Origin of the sequence: Streptomyces sp. NPDC017936 (genome assembly GCF_044328485.1) — a bacterium.
Lineage (GTDB): Bacteria > Actinomycetota > Actinomycetes > Streptomycetales > Streptomycetaceae > Streptomyces.
The window spans coordinates 58,824-79,854 of record NZ_JBIRHK010000009.1; the positions used below are offsets into that span (position 1 = coordinate 58,824).

The 21,031-nt window shown below is 73.8% G+C and carries 19 protein-coding genes; 11 read left to right on the forward strand and 8 right to left on the reverse strand.

Going from position 1 to position 21,031, the window contains the following annotated elements:
- Positions 1-99 precede the first annotated feature (99 nt).
- Both ACH4F6_RS20120 and ACH4F6_RS20125 read left to right on the forward strand, forming a co-directional pair.
- Entirely contained in the window at positions 100-1,059 is a 960-nt protein-coding gene (locus tag ACH4F6_RS20120; protein ID WP_397961593.1) for a threonine/serine dehydratase, read from the forward strand.
- A 271-nt stretch (positions 1,060-1,330) separates the two neighbouring features.
- Positions 1,331-2,971: a serine/threonine protein kinase gene (locus ACH4F6_RS20125; RefSeq protein ID WP_397961595.1), complete on the forward strand. Its 1,641-nt coding sequence runs from the start codon at positions 1,331-1,333 to the stop codon at positions 2,969-2,971.
- A gap of 29 nt (positions 2,972-3,000) precedes the next feature.
- Here the strand turns inward: ACH4F6_RS20125 and ACH4F6_RS20130 are convergent, their stop codons facing one another.
- Positions 3,001-4,446, reverse strand: coding sequence for a serine hydrolase domain-containing protein (locus ACH4F6_RS20130; protein ID WP_397961596.1), 1,446 nt, complete (start codon positions 4,444-4,446; stop codon positions 3,001-3,003).
- 97 nt (positions 4,447-4,543) lie between these two features.
- On the opposite strand from ACH4F6_RS20130, the gene ACH4F6_RS20135 reads away from it, so the two are divergent.
- Entirely contained in the window at positions 4,544-5,515 is a 972-nt protein-coding gene (locus ACH4F6_RS20135) for an LLM class F420-dependent oxidoreductase (protein WP_397961597.1), read from the forward strand.
- A gap of 230 nt (positions 5,516-5,745) precedes the next feature.
- On the opposite strand, the gene ACH4F6_RS20140 is transcribed toward ACH4F6_RS20135, so the two are convergent.
- Together ACH4F6_RS20140 and ACH4F6_RS20145 are read right to left on the reverse strand one after the other, a co-directional pair.
- Positions 5,746-6,171: a DUF6328 family protein gene (locus tag ACH4F6_RS20140; protein WP_397961842.1), complete on the reverse strand. Its 426-nt coding sequence runs from the start codon at positions 6,169-6,171 to the stop codon at positions 5,746-5,748.
- 162 nt (positions 6,172-6,333) lie between these two features.
- Complete coding sequence (locus tag ACH4F6_RS20145) at positions 6,334-7,317, reverse strand: aldo/keto reductase (protein WP_397961598.1); 984 nt, start codon at positions 7,315-7,317, stop codon at positions 6,334-6,336.
- A 156-nt stretch (positions 7,318-7,473) separates the two neighbouring features.
- Here ACH4F6_RS20145 and ACH4F6_RS20150 point away from each other — a divergent pair, with 156 nt between their 5' ends.
- Positions 7,474-9,204, forward strand: a complete 1,731-nt coding sequence (locus tag ACH4F6_RS20150) for a cholesterol oxidase substrate-binding domain-containing protein (RefSeq protein ID WP_397961599.1) — start codon at positions 7,474-7,476, stop codon at positions 9,202-9,204.
- 140 nt (positions 9,205-9,344) lie between these two features.
- Here ACH4F6_RS20150 and ACH4F6_RS20155 read toward each other — a convergent pair whose 3' ends face one another.
- From ACH4F6_RS20155 to ACH4F6_RS20165, 3 genes are all read right to left on the reverse strand, one after another.
- On the reverse strand, positions 9,345-9,959 hold the full coding sequence (locus tag ACH4F6_RS20155) for a TetR family transcriptional regulator (protein ID WP_397961600.1): 615 nt from the start codon (positions 9,957-9,959) through the stop codon (positions 9,345-9,347).
- The gene (locus ACH4F6_RS20160; RefSeq protein WP_397961601.1) at positions 9,956-11,452 is read right to left on the reverse strand and encodes an MFS transporter; all 1,497 of its coding nucleotides are present in this window, start codon (positions 11,450-11,452) and stop codon (positions 9,956-9,958) included. Before ACH4F6_RS20160 ends, ACH4F6_RS20155 begins: the two co-directional genes overlap by 4 nt.
- A gap of 99 nt (positions 11,453-11,551) precedes the next feature.
- The gene (locus ACH4F6_RS20165; RefSeq protein WP_397961602.1) at positions 11,552-12,763 is read right to left on the reverse strand and encodes an FAD-dependent monooxygenase; all 1,212 of its coding nucleotides are present in this window, start codon (positions 12,761-12,763) and stop codon (positions 11,552-11,554) included.
- A gap of 345 nt (positions 12,764-13,108) precedes the next feature.
- On the opposite strand from ACH4F6_RS20165, the gene ACH4F6_RS20170 reads away from it, so the two are divergent.
- From ACH4F6_RS20170 to ACH4F6_RS20180, 3 genes are all read left to right on the forward strand, one after another.
- Positions 13,109-13,516: a tyrosinase cofactor gene (locus ACH4F6_RS20170; RefSeq protein ID WP_397961603.1), complete on the forward strand. Its 408-nt coding sequence runs from the start codon at positions 13,109-13,111 to the stop codon at positions 13,514-13,516.
- Positions 13,517-13,549: 33 nt separating this feature from the next.
- Positions 13,550-14,374 carry a tyrosinase family protein gene (locus ACH4F6_RS20175; RefSeq protein WP_397961604.1) on the forward strand — a complete coding sequence of 275 codons (825 nt, stop codon included), beginning with the start codon at positions 13,550-13,552 and terminating at the stop codon, positions 14,372-14,374.
- A gap of 74 nt (positions 14,375-14,448) precedes the next feature.
- Positions 14,449-14,901: an SRPBCC family protein gene (locus ACH4F6_RS20180; protein ID WP_397961605.1), complete on the forward strand. Its 453-nt coding sequence runs from the start codon at positions 14,449-14,451 to the stop codon at positions 14,899-14,901.
- 15 nt (positions 14,902-14,916) lie between these two features.
- Here ACH4F6_RS20180 and ACH4F6_RS20185 read toward each other — a convergent pair whose 3' ends face one another.
- Positions 14,917-15,624: a ribonuclease H gene (locus ACH4F6_RS20185; protein WP_397961606.1), complete on the reverse strand. Its 708-nt coding sequence runs from the start codon at positions 15,622-15,624 to the stop codon at positions 14,917-14,919.
- Between the two features lie 348 nt (positions 15,625-15,972).
- On the opposite strand from ACH4F6_RS20185, the gene ACH4F6_RS20190 reads away from it, so the two are divergent.
- The 4 genes from ACH4F6_RS20190 (at position 15,973) to ACH4F6_RS20205 (ending at position 20,387) form a co-directional block, all read left to right on the forward strand.
- Positions 15,973-17,415 carry a family 2B encapsulin nanocompartment shell protein gene (locus ACH4F6_RS20190; protein WP_397961607.1) on the forward strand — a complete coding sequence of 481 codons (1,443 nt, stop codon included), beginning with the start codon at positions 15,973-15,975 and terminating at the stop codon, positions 17,413-17,415.
- Between the two features lie 16 nt (positions 17,416-17,431).
- On the forward strand, positions 17,432-18,484 hold the full coding sequence (locus tag ACH4F6_RS20195; protein WP_397961608.1) for a family 2 encapsulin nanocompartment cargo protein terpene cyclase: 1,053 nt from the start codon (positions 17,432-17,434) through the stop codon (positions 18,482-18,484).
- 50 nt (positions 18,485-18,534) lie between these two features.
- The gene (locus ACH4F6_RS20200) at positions 18,535-19,410 is read left to right on the forward strand and encodes a geranyl diphosphate 2-C-methyltransferase (protein ID WP_397961609.1); all 876 of its coding nucleotides are present in this window, start codon (positions 18,535-18,537) and stop codon (positions 19,408-19,410) included.
- An 83-nt stretch (positions 19,411-19,493) separates the two neighbouring features.
- Entirely contained in the window at positions 19,494-20,387 is an 894-nt protein-coding gene (locus tag ACH4F6_RS20205; RefSeq protein WP_397961610.1) for an aminoglycoside phosphotransferase family protein, read from the forward strand.
- A 10-nt stretch (positions 20,388-20,397) separates the two neighbouring features.
- Here ACH4F6_RS20205 and ACH4F6_RS20210 read toward each other — a convergent pair whose 3' ends face one another.
- Positions 20,398-20,880 (reverse strand): VOC family protein, encoded by a 483-nt coding sequence (locus ACH4F6_RS20210; protein WP_397961611.1) that lies wholly within the window; start codon positions 20,878-20,880, stop codon positions 20,398-20,400.
- Between the last annotated feature and the right edge of the window lie 151 nt (positions 20,881-21,031).

Genomic DNA, 21,031 nt, shown 5'->3' on the forward strand with positions numbered 1-21,031 from the left:
ACGGTCGGGAGGCCGCCCGCCCCGGTTGACCTCGCCGTGCCTCCCACGACAGGGTGCGACCAGGTGCGCCGGGACCGGCGCGGCGGAAAGGTGGTCGTCTTGATCGGCATCCCGGACATCGAGGCCGTGGCGGAGCGGATCGCCGCCCACGTGGTCCGCACCCCGACCCTGCCCAGCCCCGGGCTGTCCGCCCTGCTCGGCGTCCCGGTCACCGTCAAGCTGGAGCTGTTGCAGCGCACCGGCTCCTTCAAGGCGCGCGGGGCGACGGCGAAACTGCTGTCGCTGGACGAGGCCGAGCGCGCGGCCGGGGTGGTGGCGGTCAGCGGCGGCAACCACGGGATCGCCGTCGCGGTCATGGCCGCCGCCCTCGACGTCAAGGCCACGGTGGTCATGCCGCGTTCGGCGCCCGCCCGGGCCGTCGAGATCGCCGGGGCGGCGGGCGCGTCGGTGCGGCTGACGGACGGCATGGACAGCGCGTTCGCGCTCGTGGCCCGGCTGCGGGACGAGGGACTGACCCTCGTCCACCCGTTCGACGATCCGGTGGTGGTGGCCGGACAGGGCACGGTCGGGCTGGAGTTCGCCGAGGACGCGGACGAGCTGACCGACGTGCTGGTGAGCGTCGGGGGCGGCGGATTGATCGCCGGTGTGGCGGCGGCCGTGCGGGCCCGTCGGCCGGACGTGCGGATCTGGGGCGTGGAGACCGAGGGCGCCGAGGCCATGTCGGCCGCGCTCGCGGCGGGCGGGCCGGTCCCGGTGGAGCTGTCGTCCCTCGTCTCCACCCTCAGCGCGCCCACCGTCGCACCGCTGACGTACGACCACGTCTCGGCGCTGGTGACCGAGGTCCTCGTGGTGCCGGACGGGGAGGCCGTGCGGGGCTGTCTCGAGTTCGCCGAGCACGCCAAGGTCTGGACCGAGCCGGCCGCCGGATGCCTGCTCCCGGCGGCCCGGCGGGTCGTGGAACGGGTCGGGCCGGACGCCCGGCTGGGTCTGGTGGTCTGCGGCGGCAACGCGACGACGACGGACATGTCGTCCTGGGCCGGGCGTTTCGGGCTCGGCTGAAAGGCGCCGAGGAGCGCCGGGGACCGCGCGGGTCCGGGGAAAGCCCTTGCGGCGGTTCCGGCGGCGCGGAAGGGCCGTCCGGCGGCCGCGCGGGCCCGTTCACCACGGGTGACGCCGCCGGACGGTTCGACGTAATTTCTTTTCGTCGTACATTCCCATGGCGTTTTTGAATGAAAGACAGGAATCACGGTCGAGTCGGGATCCGCTTGAACGGATCCCCTCCCGCCCGCCGTACCACTGGGAAAGGGCAACTCCGGGGGTTCAGCGAGGGATGGCCATGGTCAAGGCGCACGTCTCCAGGCACGAGTGGGTCGCCGGACGGTACCGGCTCCTCGACGTGGTCCACCGGGAGACGAACCGCGTCAGCTGGTACGGGGAGTGCGCCGGGGAAGGGGTGGCCCCCCGGCCCTGCCTGGTCACCCGGACCGGGCTGCCCGCCGCTCTGGGCCCCGAGGACGCGGCGCGGGCCGCGGACCGCGTGCTGCGCATGTCGGAGACGATGGCCCAGGTGTGCCCCGGCCGGGTCGCCGCCGTCCTCGACGCCGTGGCGGAGGAGGGCTCCCTGTGGACGGTCACCGAGTGGATCGACGGACTGCCGCTGGGCCGGCTCATGGAGCAGAAGGGCGCGTTCCGGCCCTCCCGGGCGGCCGCGGTCGGGCTGGAACTGCTCGAGGTGCTGGAGGCCGCCCACGGCGAGGGCATCACCCACGGCGAACTGAGTCCCGGCCAGGTGTTCGTGCGAGCGCGCGGACCGGTCGTCGTGACCGGGTTCGGGCTGGCGGGCGCGACGCTCGCCCCGCGCCTCGCGGCGCCCTCGTACGCCTCCCCCGAACAGGCACGGGACGAGCGGATCGGCCCCGCGGCCGACCTGTGGGCGCTGGGCGCGATCCTCTACACGATGGTCGAGGGACGGCCGCCGTACCGGGACCGGGACCGGCCCGGGACGACGCTGAAGGGCGTGGACCGGCTGCCGCTGCGGACGCCGCTGCGGGCCGGCCCCCTCGCTCCGACCGTGCAGGGGCTGCTGCGCAAGGACTCGCGGGAGCGGCTGACCCGGCCGGTGGTGCGCCAGGCCCTCACCCGCGTCCTCGACGAGGATCCGCACACGGCGCCCGCGCCCCGGCTGCCCCGGACGTACCCCTTCACCCGGACCGCCGGTCCGCGGCGGAGCGGCCGGGCCATGGCGGCCGGGACCGCGCTGGCCGTCGTCACGGTGGCGGTCGCCGTCCTCGCCACGACGGGCCAGTTGCCGGGCACCGACGGGACCGCGTCCGGCGGCGCCCAGGCCCGTCCCTCCGCGCCACCGGGCCCGACCGGCGAGGACGCCGGTGACAGAGCCTCCGGCACGCCCGCCCCGACAGCGGCGGACCCGACCGTCTCCGCTCCCTCCTCGTCCCCCGCGTCCGCCTCGCCACCCCCCTCCCCCACGGCCCCCACCGGCGCCGTACCGGCCGGCTTCCGCCTCTACCGGGCGCCCGAGGGCTTCGCCGTCGCGCTGCCCGAGGGCTGGGAACGGCTGGACACCTCGCGCTCCGCCGACCTCGCCTACCGCGTCACCTTCGGGGCGGCCGACGACCCGCGCACCCTCGCCGTGACCTACAGCGAACGCGTCGGACCCGACCCGGTGGCCGTCTGGCGCGACACGGTCGAACCCGGCCTGCGGCAGACGGACGGCTTCCGGCGCATCGGCGCGATCGAGGCGACGACGTACCGGGGGTACGAGGCGGCCGACATGCAGTGGCTGGTGGACGCCGAGGGCACCCGTGTGCGCACGTTCGGCCGCGGGTTCCTCCTCGGCGGGCACCGCGGCTTCTCCCTGCGCTGGACGACGCCCGCCGCGGACTGGGAGAAGGCCGGGAACAGGAAGGCCCTGGAGACCGTCCTGAAGACCTTCCGGCCCGGCTCCGCCTAGACCGGGCCCGGACGTCCGGACCGGCCGGCTCAGCGGGGCCGGCGCGGGGCGCGCTGCGCGCGGAGCGGCCCGCCGTGCAGCGGCTGGGTGGCCCAGTGCGCGGTGAACGTCCGCCCGCCGAGCGAGCACGTCACCCGCAGCCGGTGCGGGGTCTCCAGGAACGTCACGTCGACGACCAGGGTGTCGGCGTCGGTCCAGCCGCCGCTCACCGCGGTGGGCACCGGCTCCTCGGCCACGTGCCGGCCGCCGGGGTCCAGGCGCAGCCCGAGCCGGTGGTCCCCCTCGACGAGGGTCAGCGTCCAGCCGTGCGGGCCGGCCGTGACGGCGGCGCCGGTCAGGCTCGGCTGGCCGGCGCACACACCGCCGTACGGGGCGAACCGCGCGCCCGACCACTGCTCCGCCCGTTCCGGTGGCGCCGGCGCGCCGGGGGCCAGGGGCAGGGAGAGATCCGCCAGCCGGCCGGCGAGGGCCGCGTCGGCGTCCTCGCGGCCGGTCAGCGGCCGCGGCCGGAACGCCGGCAGCAGGTGCCGCCAGACGAGGTCCAGCAGGTCCTGCATGGCGACGGTGGCGGCGGTCAGGGCGATGACGGCGTCCTGTGCGGGCAGGACGAGGCAGAACTGACCGTAGGCCCCGTCGCCGCGGTAACCGTGCCGGGAGCGCCAGAACTGGAAGCCGTACCCCTCGTCCCAGTCCGGACGGCCGGTGTCCCCGAGGGCGCCCGCCGTCGCGATGTGCGCGCGGGTCGCCTCGGCGACCCACTCCCGCGACAGCAGCCGCTTCCCCTCCCAGACCCCCTCCCGCAGATACAGCCGGCCGAGGCGGGCGATCGCGTCGGTGGTGGCGTGCAGACCGCTGTAGCCCAGCTCGCGGCCGTGCCGGTCGTCCAGCCAGGCGACCTCGCCGATGCCGAGCGGGTCCAGCAGCCGCGGCCGCAGCCAGTCGGTGAGCGGCCGGCCGGTGACGCGCTGGACGATCGCGGCGAGGGTGTAGGTGGCCGGCTGGTTGTAGGCGAACACCGTGCCCGGGTCGCGGTCCGGCGGCAGCAGCAGGAAGCCGCGGACCAGTTCGTCGGGGTCGAGGGCGGCGGCCCGGTCCAGCGTCTCGGCCTGGTGCCCGCTCGCCATCGACGCCACGTGCCGCACCCTCATGGCCCGGCTGCGCGGGTCGGTGACGTCGGCCGCGAACTCCGGGAAGTACGAGATCACCGGGTCGTCGAGCGCGATCAGCCCCTCGGCCACGGCGAAGGCGGCGGCCGTCGCCGTGAAGCTCTTGCTGAGCGAGTACAGCAGGTGGGGGCGGTCGGGGGCGTACGGCGCCCACCAGCCGGCGGCGACGAGCCGGTCGTGCCGCAGGATCATCAGGCTGTGCGGCTCGACGTGCTCGGCCGCGTCGACGGCGTCGAGGAAGGCGAGGACGCCCCGGGCGTCGACGCCTCGGGCGGACGGGGTGCTCGAAGGCAGCGGACGGTCGCTCATGCCCGCATCCTGCCCCGCGGGCCGAGCGGTCACCGAGCGGTTTCGCCGCGCCCCGGTGGCCGGTTTCCTCCCCGGCCCGCCCGGGGACCCGGAACGCATGGTGCGAATCGGATACACGATGATGACCGAGCAGGCCGGCCCTCGCGACCTGGTCGACCACCTGGTACGGGCCGAGGAGGTGGGCTTCGACTTCTCGGTGACGTCGGACCACTACTTCCCGTGGCTGCGCGCGCAGGGCCACGCGCCGTACGCGTGGAGCGTGCTGGGCGCCGCCGCGCAGGCGACGTCCCGCATTCCGCTGATGACGTACGTGACGTGTCCCACCATGCGGTACCACCCGGCGGTCGTCGCCCAGAAGGCGGCCACGATGCAGCTGCTCTCCGGCGGCCGGTTCCGCCTGGGGCTGGGCTCCGGGGAGAACCTGAACGAGCACGTGGTGGGCGGCGGTTGGCCCGCCGTGGACGTCCGGCACGAGATGCTCGAGGAGGCCGTGGAGATCATCCGCGCGCTCTTCGAGGGCGAGCACGTCACCCACCACGGAACGCACTTCGACGTGGAGTCGGCGCGGTTGTGGGACCTGCCCGACGAGGCGCCGCCCATCGGTGTCGCCGTCTCCGGCGAGCAGTCCTGCAAGCTCGCGGGCCGGCTGGCCGATCTGGTGATCGCCACCGAGCCCAAGTCCGGTCTGCTGGAGGCGTTCGACCGGCACGGCGGGACGGGCAAGCCGCGCGTGGGCCAGCTGCCGGTCTGCCACGACCCCGACCGGGAGACCGCGGTGAAGCGGGCGCACGCGCAGTTCCGCTGGTTCGGCAGCGGCTGGAAGGTGAACTCCGAACTGCCCCACCCCGACTCCTTCGAGTCGGCGACGCAGTTCGTGACGCCCGACGACGTCGCCTCCTCGATCCCGTGCGGCGACGACCCGGACGACTTCGTCGAGGCCGTACGGCCCTACGTGGAGGCCGGGTTCACGGAGATCGCCCTGGTGCAGATCGGCGGCGACTCGCAGCCGGCGTATCTGGACTGGTCGGAGAAGACGCTGCTGCCCGCGCTGCGGGACGCCTTCGGCTGACGGCGGCCGCCGGGCGAGGACACGGGTTCGCCGGCCGGAGGAACTCCGGCCGGCGGTCGGCGGGGGGGGGGGGCCCGCCCCCGCGCGGGGCCCCCCCCCCCCCGCGGGGCCCCCCCCCCCCCCCCCCCCGGGGGGGGGGGGGGGGGCGGGCGCCCGGGGGGGGGGGGGGGGGGGGGGGCGCCGCGGGGGGGGGGGGGGGGCCGGGGGGGGCGCGCGCCCCCCCCACCGCGTCAGCGCGCCGTGTAGCGGTGACGGGTCCACAGCGGCACCCCGAACCAGAACAGCAGGTACCACGCGACCACCGCGGCGACGAGGTACGGGACGTAGGCGTCGTGGGTGGCCACCCGCAGGATGAGCAGGAGCGCCGAGGTCATCGTGGCGAGCAGCAGCACCAGTCCGATCAAGGTCATCCGGGAGGCCCACCTCACCGCCTGCGGCTTCACCAGTCGTCCGGAGACCAGCCGGTGCAGGGAGACGGGACCGATCAGGGCGCCGGTCGCGCAGGCGCCCAGGACGACCGTCATGATGTAGATGCCCTTGTCGGTCCCGTCCAGCTCGGCGTAGCGGGGGGTGAACACGACGGTGAGGAGGAAGCCGAAGAGGATCTGGACGCCGGTCTGGGCGACGCGGACCTCCTGGATGAGTTCCCCCCACATGCGGTCGGCCCGCTCCTCCTCGGTCTCGTCGCGTCCTCTGCGTCGCTCAGCCGCTGCTGCGGTGCCTGCCACCTGTCCTCCCCGGTTCGCGTGACTGTTCGGTCTTCCGTCCCGGCGAGTACCCCCTGATCGGCGATTTCTTCCTGCGCCGCCCGGGGTCGGCTACCAGCGGCCCTCGACCTGCTCCTTGATGCGCCGCTCGTACAGGTCCCGCACCGCCGCCAGGGTCCCCTCGGACAGCTCCGGCAGCCTGGCGGCGGCCGCGTTGGCGCGGGCCTGCTCGGGCGAGCGGGCGCCGGGGATCACGGTGGTGACGCCGGGCTGCTGGATGATCCAGCGCAGCGCCAGCTGGGCCGGGGTGTACCCCTCGGGGGCGAGGGCGGCGAACTCGGCGGCGGCCTCGACGCCGGTGGCGTAGTCGACACCGGAGAAGGTCTCGCCCTGGTCGAAGGCCTCGCCGTGCCGGTTGTAGGCGCGGTGGTCGTTCTCGGCGAAGACGGTGTCCTTGGTGTACTTGCCGGACAGCAGGCCGGAGGCGAGCGGGACCCGGGCGATGATGCCGACGCCGGCCTCGCGGGCGGCGGGGAGCACCTCGGCCAGGGGCTTCATGCGGAACGGGTTGAGGATGATCTGCACGCTCGCCACGCCCGGCCGGGCGATCGCGGTGAGCGCCTCGGCGCAGGTCTCCACGCTGACGCCGTAGTGGGCGACGCGCCCCTCCTCCACCAGGGTGTCCAGGGCGTCGTAGACCTCGTCGCGGGAGTAGACGGGGGTGGGCGGGCAGTGCAGCTGCACGAGGTCGATGCGGTCGACGCCGAGGTTGCGGCGGGAGCGGTCGTTCCAGGCGCGGAAGTTGTCCAGGACGTAGTTCTCGGGGATCTGTTCGACCCGGCGGCCCATCTTCGTGGCGACCAGCACGTGCAGGTCGGGCCGGCCGCTCAGGAAGGCGGCGATCGTCTGCTCGCTGCGCCCGTCGCCGTAGACGTCGGCGGTGTCGAAGAAGGTCACCCCCGACTCGGCCGCCGTCTCCAGAACCGCCAGGGCCTCCTTGTCGTCGACGTCGCCCCAGTCGGCGCCCAGCTGCCAGGTGCCGAGACCGACGACGGATGCGTGCTGACCATACCTGTCGAATGCGCGTTCTTCCATGGCGTCAGTCTGTCATCCGCCCAGGCCGGGTGCGGAACCGGCCGCTCCGCACCACCGTCCGCGGGCGGGCGCGACCCCGCGCGCATCCTTCACCCGTAAGAGTGACGCCGTTCGAGGCCGGGCCCTCCCTCGCCGAAGGGCGCCTAGCGTGAGCCCGTGACCGATCGTTCATTGAGCAACCATCAGTCGGAGGACACCACGTGGTCCCGGTGGTCCCGCCGCGGCTTCCTGCGCACCGCGGCCGGCCTGGCGTCCGTGCCGGCTCTGGTCGCGGCGGACCCGGCCGCCGCGGCGGAGGACCTGCCGGGCTTCCCGGCGGACGTGGCCCTCTCCCGGACGGCGTACCGCAACTGGGACGGCGAGATCACCGTGACCGGGCTGTACGCCTGTGCCCCCGCCGGCCCCGGCCAGGTGGTCGCCGTCGTCAACTGGGCCCGGCGCAACGGCTGGACGGTGCGTCCCCGGGGCGCCGCGCACGGCTGGGCGCCCCTGACGGTCCCGGCGGGGACGCCGTCGACCGCGCGCGTCCTGCTCGTCGACACCGCCCCGCACCTGACGGGTCTGGCCCTGGAGGCCGCCGACGTGGTCCGGGCCGGCACGGGGGTGACCATGGAGGCGCTCCTGACGTTCCTCGAGGAGCACGGCCTCGGAGTCACCGCCGCCCCCGCGCCCGGCGACCTCACGCTGGGCGGCGCCCTGGCCGTCGACGCGCACGGCACCGCCGTCCCGGCGCGCGGCGAGGAGCGGCTGCCCGGGCACACCTACGGCTCGCTGAGCAATCTCGTCCTCTCCCTCACCGCCGTGGTGTGGGACGCGGACAGCGGCGCCTACGCGCTGCGGACGTTCACGCGCGACGAGGCCGACTGCGCGGCCCTCCTGACGCATCTCGGGCGCTCACTGGTCACGGAGGTGACGCTGCGGGTGGGGCCCAACACCCACCTGCGGTGTGTGAGCCGTACCGACATCCCGGCGAGCGAGTTGTTCGCGGCGCCCGGATCGGGCGGGCGGACGCTGGCGAGCTTCCTGGAGTCGGACGGGCGGGCGGAGGCGATCTGGTTCGCGTTCACCGAGTTCCCGTGGCTCAAGGTGTGGTCGGTCGCGCCGACGAAGCCGCTCACCTCGCGGCGCCTGACGGCGCCGTATCCCTACCCCTTCTCCGACAGCGTGCCGCAGCCGGTGGCCGACCTGGTCGGGCGGATGGTGTCGGACGGGGCCTGGTACCTGGCGCCGGTGCTGGGCGACGCGCAGTACGACGCGGCCGCGCTGGGGCTGGTGGCGACGCTGTCGGCGGACGTCTGGGGGCCGTCGAAGAACACGCTGCTGTACCTGAGGCCGACCACGCTGCGGGTGCACGCCAACGGATACGCGGTGCTCACCGGCCGCGACCGGGTGCAGCAGGTCGTGGCCGAGTTCGCCGCCTTCTACCGGGAGCGGCTGGACGCGTACGCCGCCACGGGGCGCTTCCCCGTCAACGGCGCGGTGGAGATCCGGGTGACCGGTCTCGACGATCCGGCGGAGACCCGGCTGCCGGGCGCCCGCGCGCCGTTGCTGTCCGCGCTGCGCGAGGACGCGGACCACCCGGAGTGGGACACGGCGGTCTGGCTGGACGTCCTGACGCTGCCGGGCACACCGCACGCCGAGGCCTTCTACCGCGAACTGGAGCGGTTCCTGCTCACGGCCTACGACGGCACGACCGCCCGCGTCCGGGTCGAGTGGTCCAAGGGCTGGGGGTACACCGAGGAGTCCGCCTGGAGCGACGACGAGGTGCTGGGGACGGTCGTGCCGTCCTCCTTCGGCGAGGCCTGGGCCGAGGCGGCGGACACACTGGAGCGGCTGGACCCGCCCCGGGTGTTCCGCGCCCCGCTGCACGGAAGGCTGTTCCCCTGAGCGGTGACCTCCCCCCGGTCTCCCGGGCCCTGTCGTCGCCTTCCCGTCGTCCGCCCGAAGGGCGCGCCGTGCGATCGCGCGCACCAGGCGCCGCCCGGCGGGCAGGAACAGGCAGGCCGGAAGGAAGGTGACGACAGGGGCTAGGGGGCGAGCTGGGCCTGCACCGCCGGCCCGTAGCGGTCGGCGATCTCCTCGACGGCGGCCGCCCGCAGTTCGGGACCGCGGGCGATGCCGAACATCACGCCGAGGCCGAGCAGGGCGGCGACGGCGAGTTCGGCGCGCAGGCCCGCGCCGGGGCCGGTGAGGCGGGTGGCGAGGCGTTCGGTGACCCGGGTGCGGAAGTCGGCGCGCAGGACGTCGCCGTGCTCGCCGTGCAGCGGGGCGAACGCGATGCGCAGCAGGGGGTCGGCGCCGCGGTCGCACTGGCTCAGCAGCACGTGCCGGACCATGTGCCGGCCCAGTTCCTCCAGCGGGGCGTCCAGCAGGGCGTCGGCGTCCTCCTCGAAGGACATCACGCGCGCGAAGAGGGCGTCCTTGTTCCCGAAGTACTTCAGGATCAGCGGCGCGCTCACCCCGGCGCGTTCCGCGACGGCCCTGAGGGTGATGTCGGCGGGCGCGCGGCGGGCCAGGAGGTCGCGGGCGGCGCCCAGTATGGCCGCCCTGGTGGACGCGGCGTCGCGGCGCCCGGGCGGGCCGGCGCCGGGCCCGCCGGCCGGGGACGAGAAGGGGCCGGGGCGCGTGTGCACGGCGCTCATGCCCCCTCCATCACCCCGTCCCCCACGGCCCGGGTCCCGCCGTCGGCCGGCCGCGCGGTCTCCGGTTCGGAGCCGCCGGGGATGGTCAGCGCCACCGCGCTCGCCAGGAGGGCGACCACGCCCGCGGTGCCGAACGCCAGCAGGTAGCCGTGGAGCGTCGGCACCGGTGCGCCGCCGACGAGGCCGGTGTGGTGCACGAGGACCGCGGCGACGACGGCGCTGGACGCGGCCTGCCCGATCGTGCGCATGAGGACGTTGACACCGTTGGCGGAGGCGGTCTGGTGGGCCGGGACCGCGCACAGGATCAGCGCGGGCAGCGCCGAGTAGGCGAGGGTGGTCCCGATCGCCACCACCGCGGCCCCCACGACGATCATCCAGAGCGCGCGGCTGTCGGCGATGCGTACGGCGTACCCGGCGGCGATGACGACGGTGCCGAGGGCGAGGGTGACGCGGGGGCCGCGGGCCGCCGAGATGCGGGCGGACAGCGGGGAGAAGATCAGCATGCAGATGCCGCCGGGCAGCAGGCACAGGCCCGTCTGGACGATGGAGAGTCCGAGTCCGTAGCCGCTGGCCTCGGGCGCCTGGACCAGTTGGGCCGTGACCAGCGAGTTGGCGTAGAACGCGAAGCCGGTGAGGAGCGCGGCCACGTGCGCGAGGCCGACGCGGGGGCGTGACACCAGCCGCAGGTCCACCAGCGGTTCGGGCGTGCGCAGTTGCTGCCGCCACCACAGGCCCAGTGCGACGACGGCGCCGAGGAACAGGCACAGCACCAGGGCGCTCCCCCAGCCCCACTGGCCCCCCTGGGACACGGCCAGCAGAAGGCAGATCAGGCCGGCCGACAGCCCCAGCGCGCCCGTCAGGTCGAACCGGCCGGGCCGGCGCACCGGCGACTCGGGCACCGCCCACCGGATCAGCGCGACGCCGGACGCGCCGAGGACGGCGGTCACCCAGAACATCACGTGCCAGTTGGCGTACTGCACGACCATCGCCGCGGCCGGCAGCCCCAGCGAGGCGCCGACGCCGACGGTGGAGCTCATCAGCGCGATCGCGGACCCCCGGCGCTCCGGCGGGAGTTCGTCGCGCAGGATGCTGATCGACAGCGGGACGACGGAGAACGCGGCGCCCTGGAGGGTGCGGGCCGCGATCAGGAGGCCGACCTCCGAGGTGAGGGCGCAGACCGCCGAACCGAGGGCCATCAGGGCGAACGACAGGAGCAGCACCCGCCGCTTGCCGTACATGTCGCCCGCGCGGCCGAGGACCGGTGTGAGGACGGCGCCGGACAGCAGGGGCGCCGTCACCATCCAGGAGACCGCGCCGGGCGAGGCGCCGGTCAGGCGGGGCAGGTCGGGCAGCAACGGCACGACGACGGTCTGCATGACGGCCATCAGGGTGCCGCAGTAGGCCAGCACCGGGACGGCGAGGCGGGCCCGCGGACCGTCGGAGCCCCCGGTCGGCGCGGGAGCGGGAGCGGATATGGGGGCGGGCGACGCCATGGGCACTCCTGTGGGCGCACGACAAGGGAAAAAGGGGTGAATGGGAATTCACCGTAGCGATGAATTCCCATTCACCCCACCGGACGGGGTCCGAACGGGTCACCTGCGTGACGTCAGCACCCGCGCGTGGGCGGTCCGCGCCAGCTTCGGGCCGGCCCAGCGCTTGAACCGGCGCAGCGCCTCCAACTGCCCCGCGGCCCGGTCGAGCCGGTAGTAGAGCTGGGGCGGGACGTACGGCAGCAGGGGCGAGTGGCGCTGCCCGAGCAGGGCGAACATCCGCTCCGGCGGGAGGTCGATGTAGCGGGTCAGGTTCTCGTACCACTGGGCGCTGTGGCGGGCGGCGCTCTGCGGGGAGAGCAGGGCCGCCTTGCGCTCCCGTTCGTAGCGCGCGAGGGCCTGCGGCAGGCCGGCGCACTCCCGCAGGGCGTCGGCCAGGGCGAAGGCGTCCTCCAGGGCGAGGGTGGTGCCGGCGCCGATGGAGTAGTGGGTGGTGTGGGCGGCGTCGCCGAGCAGGACCAGGCGGTCGCGGTACCAGGTGTCGTTGGTGAGGGTGCGGAAGGTCAGCCACTGGGCGCTGCCGTCGGCGGAGGCGCGGCCGATCAGGGCGTGGCCGTCGAGGACGTGGGCGAAGAGTTCCTCCAGCCGGGCGAGTCCGTCGGCCTCGCTCGCCCGGTCCAGGCCGAGGCCGGTCCAGGTCTCGGGGGCGCACTCGACGACGCAGGTGCTCCGCTCGGCGCTGAAGGGGTAGCCGTAGCACCAGATCCATCCGTGGCCGGTCTCCACGAAGGCGAAGGTGAAGGAGTCGAAGACCCGGGTGGTGCCGAGCCAGACGTAGGGGTTGCGGCCCGCCGTGAGGGTGGTCCCGAAGTGCCCGGCGTGGCGCGTGCGCAGGGCGCTGTGGACGCCGTCGGCCGCCACCAGCAGGTCGGCCTCCGGCGGGTCCTCGGCCGTGACGCCGTGCTCGAACTCCAGGCGTACGCCGAGACCGCGGGCGCGGTCGGCGAGGATCTCGAGCAGCCGGTGCCGGCCGATGCCGTGCCCCTCGTCGCCGGGCCGGCAGGTCGACCGGTCCCGCACGTGGGCGACGCCCCGGTTCCAGCGGACGGAGCTCTCCTCGACGGCGCGCGCCGACTCGGGGTCGCGGGCGTGGAGCTGGTCGAGGAGTCCGCGCCAGTAGGTGACGCCCCAGCCGTAGGTCGAGCCCTCCGGGTTGCGCTCGTAGACGGTGACGTCGTGGGACGGGTCCTGCCGCTTGAGCAGGATCGAGAGATACAGGCCGGCGGGCCCGCCGCCGACACAGGCGACCTTCACACACACCCCTCAGTATGACGGTTGGTGGTCGGATGACGACGCAGGGTAGCAGCCGGGAGCGGGTCCCTTGTGCCCGATTCCGCCACTTTCCGCACGTGAGCCACACCACGACCGGGGCGGCGGTGCGCGAAAAGCCACCGGAAGGGCGGTTCACGGGGAAAGGAATTGCCCGTTCCGGGTGATCCGCCGGGCCACCGGCAGCAAGATCATCTTCGTTCAACACTGCACGACACGTGCGTGATCGTCCTGATCACAGCCAACCCGTCGCGCGGGATTTCTCCCGTTCTCGCACCGGCCGATAGGCATGCGGGGTCGTCAACCGAACGAACCCCCAGGAGGTCCCGCATGCCGGAACTCAGCCGCCGTCGTGCGCTCACCGCCGCTGCCGCCGTGGCCGCGGCCGCCGGCGCCCAGGCCGTCACCACCCCCGCCGCCACGGCGGACGACCGCCGCCGCGCCCCCGGCTCCCCGGCCGCGCCCGGCTCCCCCGACTCCTTCGACGAGGTCTACCGGGGCCGCCGGATACAGGGCCGGCCGTCGTCCGGCGGCGGTCACCATGGGGGCGGTCACCACGGCGGCGGATACGCCGTGTTCGTCGACGGCGTGGAGCTGCACGTCATGCGCAACGCCGACGGCAGCTGGATCAGCGTGGTCAGCCACTACGACCCGGTCCCCACCCCGCGGGCCGCCGCCCGCGCCGCGGTCGACGAACTCCGGGGAGCCCGGCTGCTGCCCTTCCCCACCACCGACTGATCGCGCCGCAAGCCCACTTGGAGCACACCGCAGATGACCGTCCGCAAGAACCAGGCGTCCCTGACCGCCGACGAGAAGCGCCGCTTCGTCGCCGCCGTCCTCGAACTGAAGCGCAGCGGCCGCTACGACGCCTTCGTCACCACGCACAACGCCTTCATCGTCGGCGACACCGACGACGGCGAGCGCACCGGCCACCGCTCGCCGTCCTTCCTGCCCTGGCACCGCAGATTCCTGCTGGAGTTCGAGCGGGCGCTGCAGTCGGTGGACGCCTCGGTGGCGCTGCCGTACTGGGACTGGTCCGCGGACCGGACGACGCGGTCGTCGCTGTGGGCGCCGGACTTCCTGGGCGGCACCGGGCGCAGCCTGGACGGCCGGGTCATGGACGGGCCGTTCGCCGCGTCCACCGGGAACTGGCCGATCCGGGTGCGGGTCGACGGGCGGACGTACCTGCGGCGGTCGCTGGGCACGAACGTGCGCGAACTGCCGACGCGGGCCGAGGTGGAGTCGGTGCTGGCGATGGCGACGTACGACACGGCGCCCTGGAACAGCGCCTCGGACGGCTTCCGCAACCACCTGGAGGGGTGGCGGGGCGTGAACCTGCACAACCGGGTCCACGTCTGGGTCGGCGGGCAGATGGCGACCGGGGTCTCCCCCAACGATCCGGTGTTCTGGCTGCACCACGCCTACGTCGACAAGCTGTGGACCGAGTGGCGGCGCAGGCACCCCGGTTCCGGGTACGTCCCGGCCGCGGGGACGCCCGACGTCGTCGACCTCGGCGAGACGATGAAGCCCTGGAACGACACCGCCCCGGCCGACCTGCTCGACCACACCCCGCACTACTCCTTCGACACCGACTGAGCGGCGCGGGGTTCACCGCGCGGGCCGTGGGTACCCGGGCCGCGTACCGGAAGAGAGTGAAGGAGGAGACGGCCGTGACGCAGGTCGAGGAATCCATCGAGGTCGGTGTCCCCGTGCACACCGCCTACAACCAGTGGACACAGTTCGAAACGTTCCCCGAGTTCATGAGTGGGGTGGAGCGCATCGAACAGCGCACCGACACGCTCACGCACTGGGTCACGGACGTGAACGGCGTGCACCGGGAGTTCGACGCGGAGATCACCGAGCAGATCCCGGACGAGCGGGTCGCCTGGACGACGGTCTCGGGCGAGTCGCGGCAGTCCGGCGTGGTGACCTTCCACCGCCTCGACGACGAACACACCAAGGTCATGCTCCAGATGGACTTCGAACCGGAGGGCATGACGGAGACCGTCGGCGACATGCTGGGCTTCGTGAAGCGGCAGACGAAGGGCGACCTCAAGCGCTTCAAGGAGTTCATGGAGGAACGCGGCAGCGAGACGGGCGGCTGGCGCGGCGTCGTCACCTGACCGACGCCTCCCGGGTCACCCGGCGTCGGCCGTACGGCACTCCGGATGACCCCAACCCTGGTCGTTCTTGGCGATCTGCTCCCCTGCCGCGTACGGACGTCCGCACACGCAGCGGCCGGGGAACTTCGCCTTGATCGTGCGGGCCGGGGAACCGCCGGACCGCCGGGGAGCCTTGCCCCCGGCGGTCCGGCGGCGTGCGCCCGCGGCCGGCGGGGTGTCCGGCGAGGGCGGCGGCTCGGGCGAGCCGAGGGCGCTGCCCGCCGGCTGCTGGGCGCTCGCCGCCTGGCTGGCGGCCCGGTCGGCGAAGTCGTTGAGCCGGTCCCCGTCGACCTGGTGGGCGGGCACGTAGCGGAAGTCGACCGTGCGGCCGTCGAGCAGCGCGTCGATGCGCACGACCAGGTCCTGGTTGGCCACCGGCTTGCCGGCGGACGTCTTCCAGCCGTTGCGCTTCCAGCCGGGCAGCCAGGTGGTGACGGCCTTCATCGCGTACTGCGAGTCCATCCGGATCTCGAGCGGGACGTCCGGGTCGACAGCGGCCAGCAGCCGTTCCAGCGCGGTGAGTTCGGCGACGTTGTTGGTGGCCCTGCCGAGCGGCCCGGCCTCCCAGCGGGCCGGGGCCTCACGGTCGTCGGAGATCACCCATGCCCAGCCGGCCGGTCCCGGGTTCCCTTTCGAAGCCCCGTCGCACGCGGCCACCACACGTTCACGCATGCACACGATCATGCCATGGGCCCGGGGGTGCCCCGCGACGTCCCGGAAGGCTCCGGCGGCGCCGTCCGGGAGCGGTGGCGGGCGCCGGACGGTCCTCACCCCACCTGCGAGCGTGACCGGACGTGACCGCTTCCCCTTCCGCCCGTCCGGATCACGGGCGTACGGAAGCACACGGGGGGCCGGGACGCATACGGGGTGCGACGTGCGCACCTTCCGGAAGGACTGCACCACCGGGGCGCGAAACCGCCCCCTTCACGCCGTACCCCTCCGTCACGGAGAGTGCTTGGCTGGTGATCCCGGATCTTCGGACCGGTCACCACGACCCGTCCGCTCGGTCCTCCGCACCTTCCTGGAGGGAATGTGTCCACACCGGACAGCGCCAGCGGTCCCGTCCTCGACGAACCCGTCCCCGAGCCGTCCGCCGGCAGACCGCTCACCAGCCTCGGCACCCGGGCGGCACGCCGCCTCGCCACCACCACCAAGACCGAACCCCAGATGCAGGCCGTCAGCTCGCGCTGGCTGCTGCGGATGCTGCCGTGGGTGGACGTCAGGGGCGGAACCTACCGCGTCAACCGGCGTCTCCAGCTCAGGGCCGGCCGCGGGCGGGTCCGGTTCGACCACGACGGCGGGGACGGCGTCCGGGTCGTCCCGGAGACCCTCACCGAACTGCCGGCGCTGCGCGGCTACTCCGACGACGGGACGCTGCGGGAGCTCTCCTCGCGGTTCCGGCCGCGGGAGGTCCGGCCCGGCCAGGTGGTCTTCGAGGCCGGGCAGCCGGTGACGGAGGCCTGTCTGGTGGTGCACGGCCGGTTCACCCGGTACACGGCCGGCAGGTACGGCGAGGAGGAGATCGTCGGGGTGGTCTGCGACGGCGACCAGCTCGGTGACGAGGCGGTCGGGCAGGACGACCCGCTGTGGCTGACCTCGGTGCGCGCGGAGACCTCGGGCGTCCTGCTGGTGCTGCCCCGGGACGAGCTGCGGGAGCTGGTCGCCCGGGTACCCTCCCTCGCCGCCCATCTGGCGGCGTTCGCCGAGCGGCAGCGGCGGCCGGTGAACCGCAAGGGCGAGGCCGCGCTCCCGGTGCAGGCGGGCCATGCGGGCGAGCCGACCATCGGGGCCGGCTTCGTCGACTACGAACTCTCGCCGCGCGAGTACGAGCTGTCGCTCACCCAGACCGTGCTGAAGGTCCACACCCGGGTCGCGGACCTCTACAACCACCCCATGGACCAGACCCGGCAGCAACTCCGGCTCACCGTCGAGGAGATCCGCGAGCGCCAGGAGTGGGAGCTGGTCAACAACCGGGAGTTCGGGCTGCTGCACACCATCGACCACGGGCAGCGGGTGAGCACCTTCACCGGACCGCCCACCCCGGACGACATGGACGAACTGCTGTCGATGCGGCGCGGGACCAAGCTGTTCCTCGCCCACCCGAAGGCGATCGCGGCCTTCTTCCGGCAGTGCAACCGACGTGGTCTGGTGCCGGGCACGGCCACCGTCGAGGGGCACGGGATCCCGGCCTGGCGAGGGGTGCCGATCTTCCCGTGCAACAAGATCCCGGTCACCGGGCAGCACACCAGCAGCATCATCGCGCTGCGCACCGGCGAGGCCGACCAAGGGGCCGTCGGCCTGTACCAGACGGGCATCCCCGACGAGTTCCAGCCGGGCCTGAACGTGCGGTTCATGGGGATCGACGCCAACTCGATCGTCCGCTACCTCGTCACGGCCTACTACTCGATGGCGCTGCTGGTGCCCGACGCGGCCGGGGTCCTGGAGAACGTCCAGATCGGCCGGACGGCCGAGTGAGGGCGGGACGTCGTCGATGAGCACCTCCCCGAGCACCACGAACGCACTGCCCGGCCCGCCGGACCTGGCGGCGAGCCTGCGGTCCCGGCGCAGCGGGGCGATCCCCGGACTGCGACACCGGCGGGTCGCCCCCGCCGACCCGGAGAAGGCCGCCGAGGTCGACCGGCGGCTGGAGGGCTGGGCCCGCTCGCTGGACCTGTTCCCGGCAGCCTGGAAGGGGGACTTCGCGGGGTTCCAGTTCGGCCGGGCCGTGGTGCTCCAGCACCCGGGCGCGGCCGACCTGGAGCGCCTCACGGTCGCCGGCAAGCTGCTGCTGGCGGAGAACGTGGTCGACAGCTGCTACTGCGAGGAGGACGAGGGCCGGGGCGCGTCCCGCAGCGGCCTCGGCGGGCGGCTGGTCCTCGCGCAGTCCGCGCTCGACCCCTTCCACGGCCCGCCGGGCCACCAGGAGGAGTGGGCGCTGGGCATGCAGGCGGACGGCCCGCTGCGCTCGTACCACTGGGCGCTGAAGGACTTCTCCGCGCTGGCCACCCCCAGCCAGACCGGCCGGTTCGTGCACGACGTCGCGCGGCTGCACCTGGGCTACCTCGGCGAGGCGGCCTGGGCGGAGACCCGGTACGTGCCGCGGACCTGGGAGTACCTGGTGATGCGGCAGTTCAACAACTTCCGTCCCTGTCTGTCGATCGTCGACGCGGTCGACGGCTACGAACTGCCCGAGCAGCTCTACGCCCGCCCCGAGATCCAGCGCGTCACCGCGCTCGCCTGCAACGCCACCACGATCGTCAACGACCTGTACTCCTTCACCAAGGAACTGGCCTCCGACCCCACCCACCTCAACCTGCCGCAGGTCGTGGCCGCCGAGGACCGGTGCGGTCTCAAGGCCGCCTATCTCAGGTCGGTCGGGATCCACAACCAGATCATGGACGCCTTCGAGGAGGAGTCCGCGCCGCTCGCCGCGCTCTCCCCGCTCGTCGCGCGCTATCTGAAGGGCCTGTCCGACTGGGTGGCCGGCAACCACGAGTGGCACGCCACCAACACCCACCGCTACCACCTGCCCGACTACTGGTGAGCCGCGTGCTCTCGAACCGCCGTCCCGCACAGCACCATGAGGAGCCTTCGTTGACCACCACCCCCGACGCCGCCGCGGCCGTGCGGCTGCCGGCCCAGTCCGTCTACCAGAACCGCGTCGCGGACTACTGGAACACCGAGGCGAACCCGGTCAACCTCGAACTCGGCCGGATCGACGGCCTCTACCACCACCACTACGGCGTCGGCGAAGCCGACTGGTCGGTGCTCGACGAGCCCGATCCCGGGCTGCGCCGCGACCGGATCACCGCGGAGCTGCACCGGCTGGAACACGCCCAGGCCGAACTCCTCACCGCCCGGCTCGGCCCCCTGTCCACCGCCGACCGCGTCTTCGACGCCGGCTGCGGGCGGGGCGGCGGCAGCGTCGTGGCGCACCTGCGGTACGGCTGCGAGGCGGACGGCGTGACGATCTCCGCCAAGCAGGCCGAGTTCGCCAACGAGCAGGCCCGCAAGCGGGGCATCGACGACAAGGTGCGCTACCACCACCGCAACATGCTGGACACCGGCCTGCCGACCGGCGCGTTCGCGGCGTCGTGGAACAACGAGTCCACCATGTACGTCGAGTTGGACCTGCTGTTCGCCGAGCACGCCCGGCTGCTGCGCCGCGGCGGCCGGTACGTGGTGATCACCGGCTGCTACAACGACACCTACGGCCGGGCCTCGCGCGAGGTGTCGCTCATCAACGCCCACTACATCTGCGACATCCACCCGCGCTCCGCCTACTTCCGGGCGCTGGCCCGCAACCGGCTCGTCCCGGTGCACGTGGAGGACCTCACCGAAGTGGCCCTGCCCTACTGGGAGTTGCGCAGCCGGGCCGACCACCTGGTCACCGGCATCGAGGAGACGTTCATCTCCGCCTACCGCAACGGCAGTTTCCAGTACCTGCTGATCGCGGCCGACCGCGTCTGACCTCCCGCTCCACCCCCCGGCAGGCCCTCCCCCGCCGGCAAAACCGCTGGACAGCCCGGCGCGTCGGCCCCTTCGATGACCGCATGAGTGTGGTGAGGATGCGTCCGGACGAGATCGACGTCGACGTTCCGCTGGTGCGGCGGATGGTCGCCGCGCGGTTCCCGCGGTGGGCGTCCCTGCCGGTGGAGCGGCTGGTGTCCGCCGGAACGGAGAACGCGATGTTCCGGCTCGGGGACGACAAGGTGGTACGGCTGCCCCGCCACCCCGGCGCCGTGGACGACGTGGCGCACGAACAGCACTGGCTGGCCCGCCTGGGCCCCCGGCTGTCCGTCGCCACGCCGGTGCCGCTGGAGCACGGCGAGCCGGGCGAGGGGTTCCCCTGGCCGTGGTCCGTCTACGGCTGGCTGGAGGGCCGCAACCCGGTCGCGGGCGCCCTGGAGGGGCCCGCGGCGCTGGCGGCGGACCTCGGGGCGTTCGTCGCCGAACTGCGCGGGATCGACGCGCAGGACGGGCCCCGGTGCCACCGGGGCGTGCCCCTGCGGGAACGGGACGAGCCCACCCGGTCCGCCGTCGCCCGGCTGGAGGGGCGGATCGACACCGGGGCCGTCACCGCCCTGTGGGAGGAGGCGCTCCGGGTGCCGGACCGCACCGCGCCGCCGGTGTGGGCGCACGGCGACCTGTCGCCCATGAACGTCCTGGTCGAGGACGGCCGGCTCACGGGGGTGATCGACTTCGGCAGCGTGGGGGTCGGCGATCCGGCCGTCGACCTCATCGCGGCCTGGAACCTGCTTCCGGCGTCGGCCCGCGCCGTCTTCCGGGAGACGGTGGGCGCGGACGACGCCGAGTGGGCACGCGGCCGGGGCTGGGCGCTGTCGATCGCGTTGATCGCGCTGCCGTTCTACTGGGAGACCAACCCGCTGCTGGCGGAGAACTCCCGGCATGTGATCGAGGAGATCCTGGCCGAGCCCGGCCGGTGAGGAGGTGGGGCTACTCCCCGTCGTAGGCCTTGCGCAGGGCGGCGACGTCGAGCTTGCCCATGGAGAGCATGGCCTTGGTGGCCCGGGCGGCCTTCTCCTGGTCGGGGCCGGTGACCATCTCCATGAGCGCGCGCGGGACGACCTGCCAGGACACGCCGTACCTGTCCTTGAGCCAGCCGCAGGGTCCGGGCTCGCCGCCGTCCTCGGTGAGCCGGTCCCAGTAGTGGTCGACCTCCTCCTGGTCGGCGCAGTCGATCTGGAAGGAGATCGCCTCGTTGAACCGGAACTGCGGTCCGCCGTTGAGCGCGACGAACTTCTGGCCGTTCGCCGTGAACTCGACGGTGACCACGGTGCCGGCGGGGCCCGGTCCGGCGTCGGTGTAGCGGGCGACGTTCCCGACGGCGGAGTCCTCGAAGACCGACACGTAGAAGCGGGCGGCTTCCTCGGCCTGGCCGTCGAACCAGAGGCAGGTGGTGAATCCGTCGGTGGTCATGGGGTCCTCCCGGTCGGGAACGGAACGCGGAACGCGGTCACGAGTGTCGACCGGCGCGCGCCCCGGAACTCATCGCCCGGCCGTGCGTTCATCCGGACGGCGGCGCCCCGGGCCGGACCGGTGTCCGGCCCATGACGCCCTCACCCGCCGA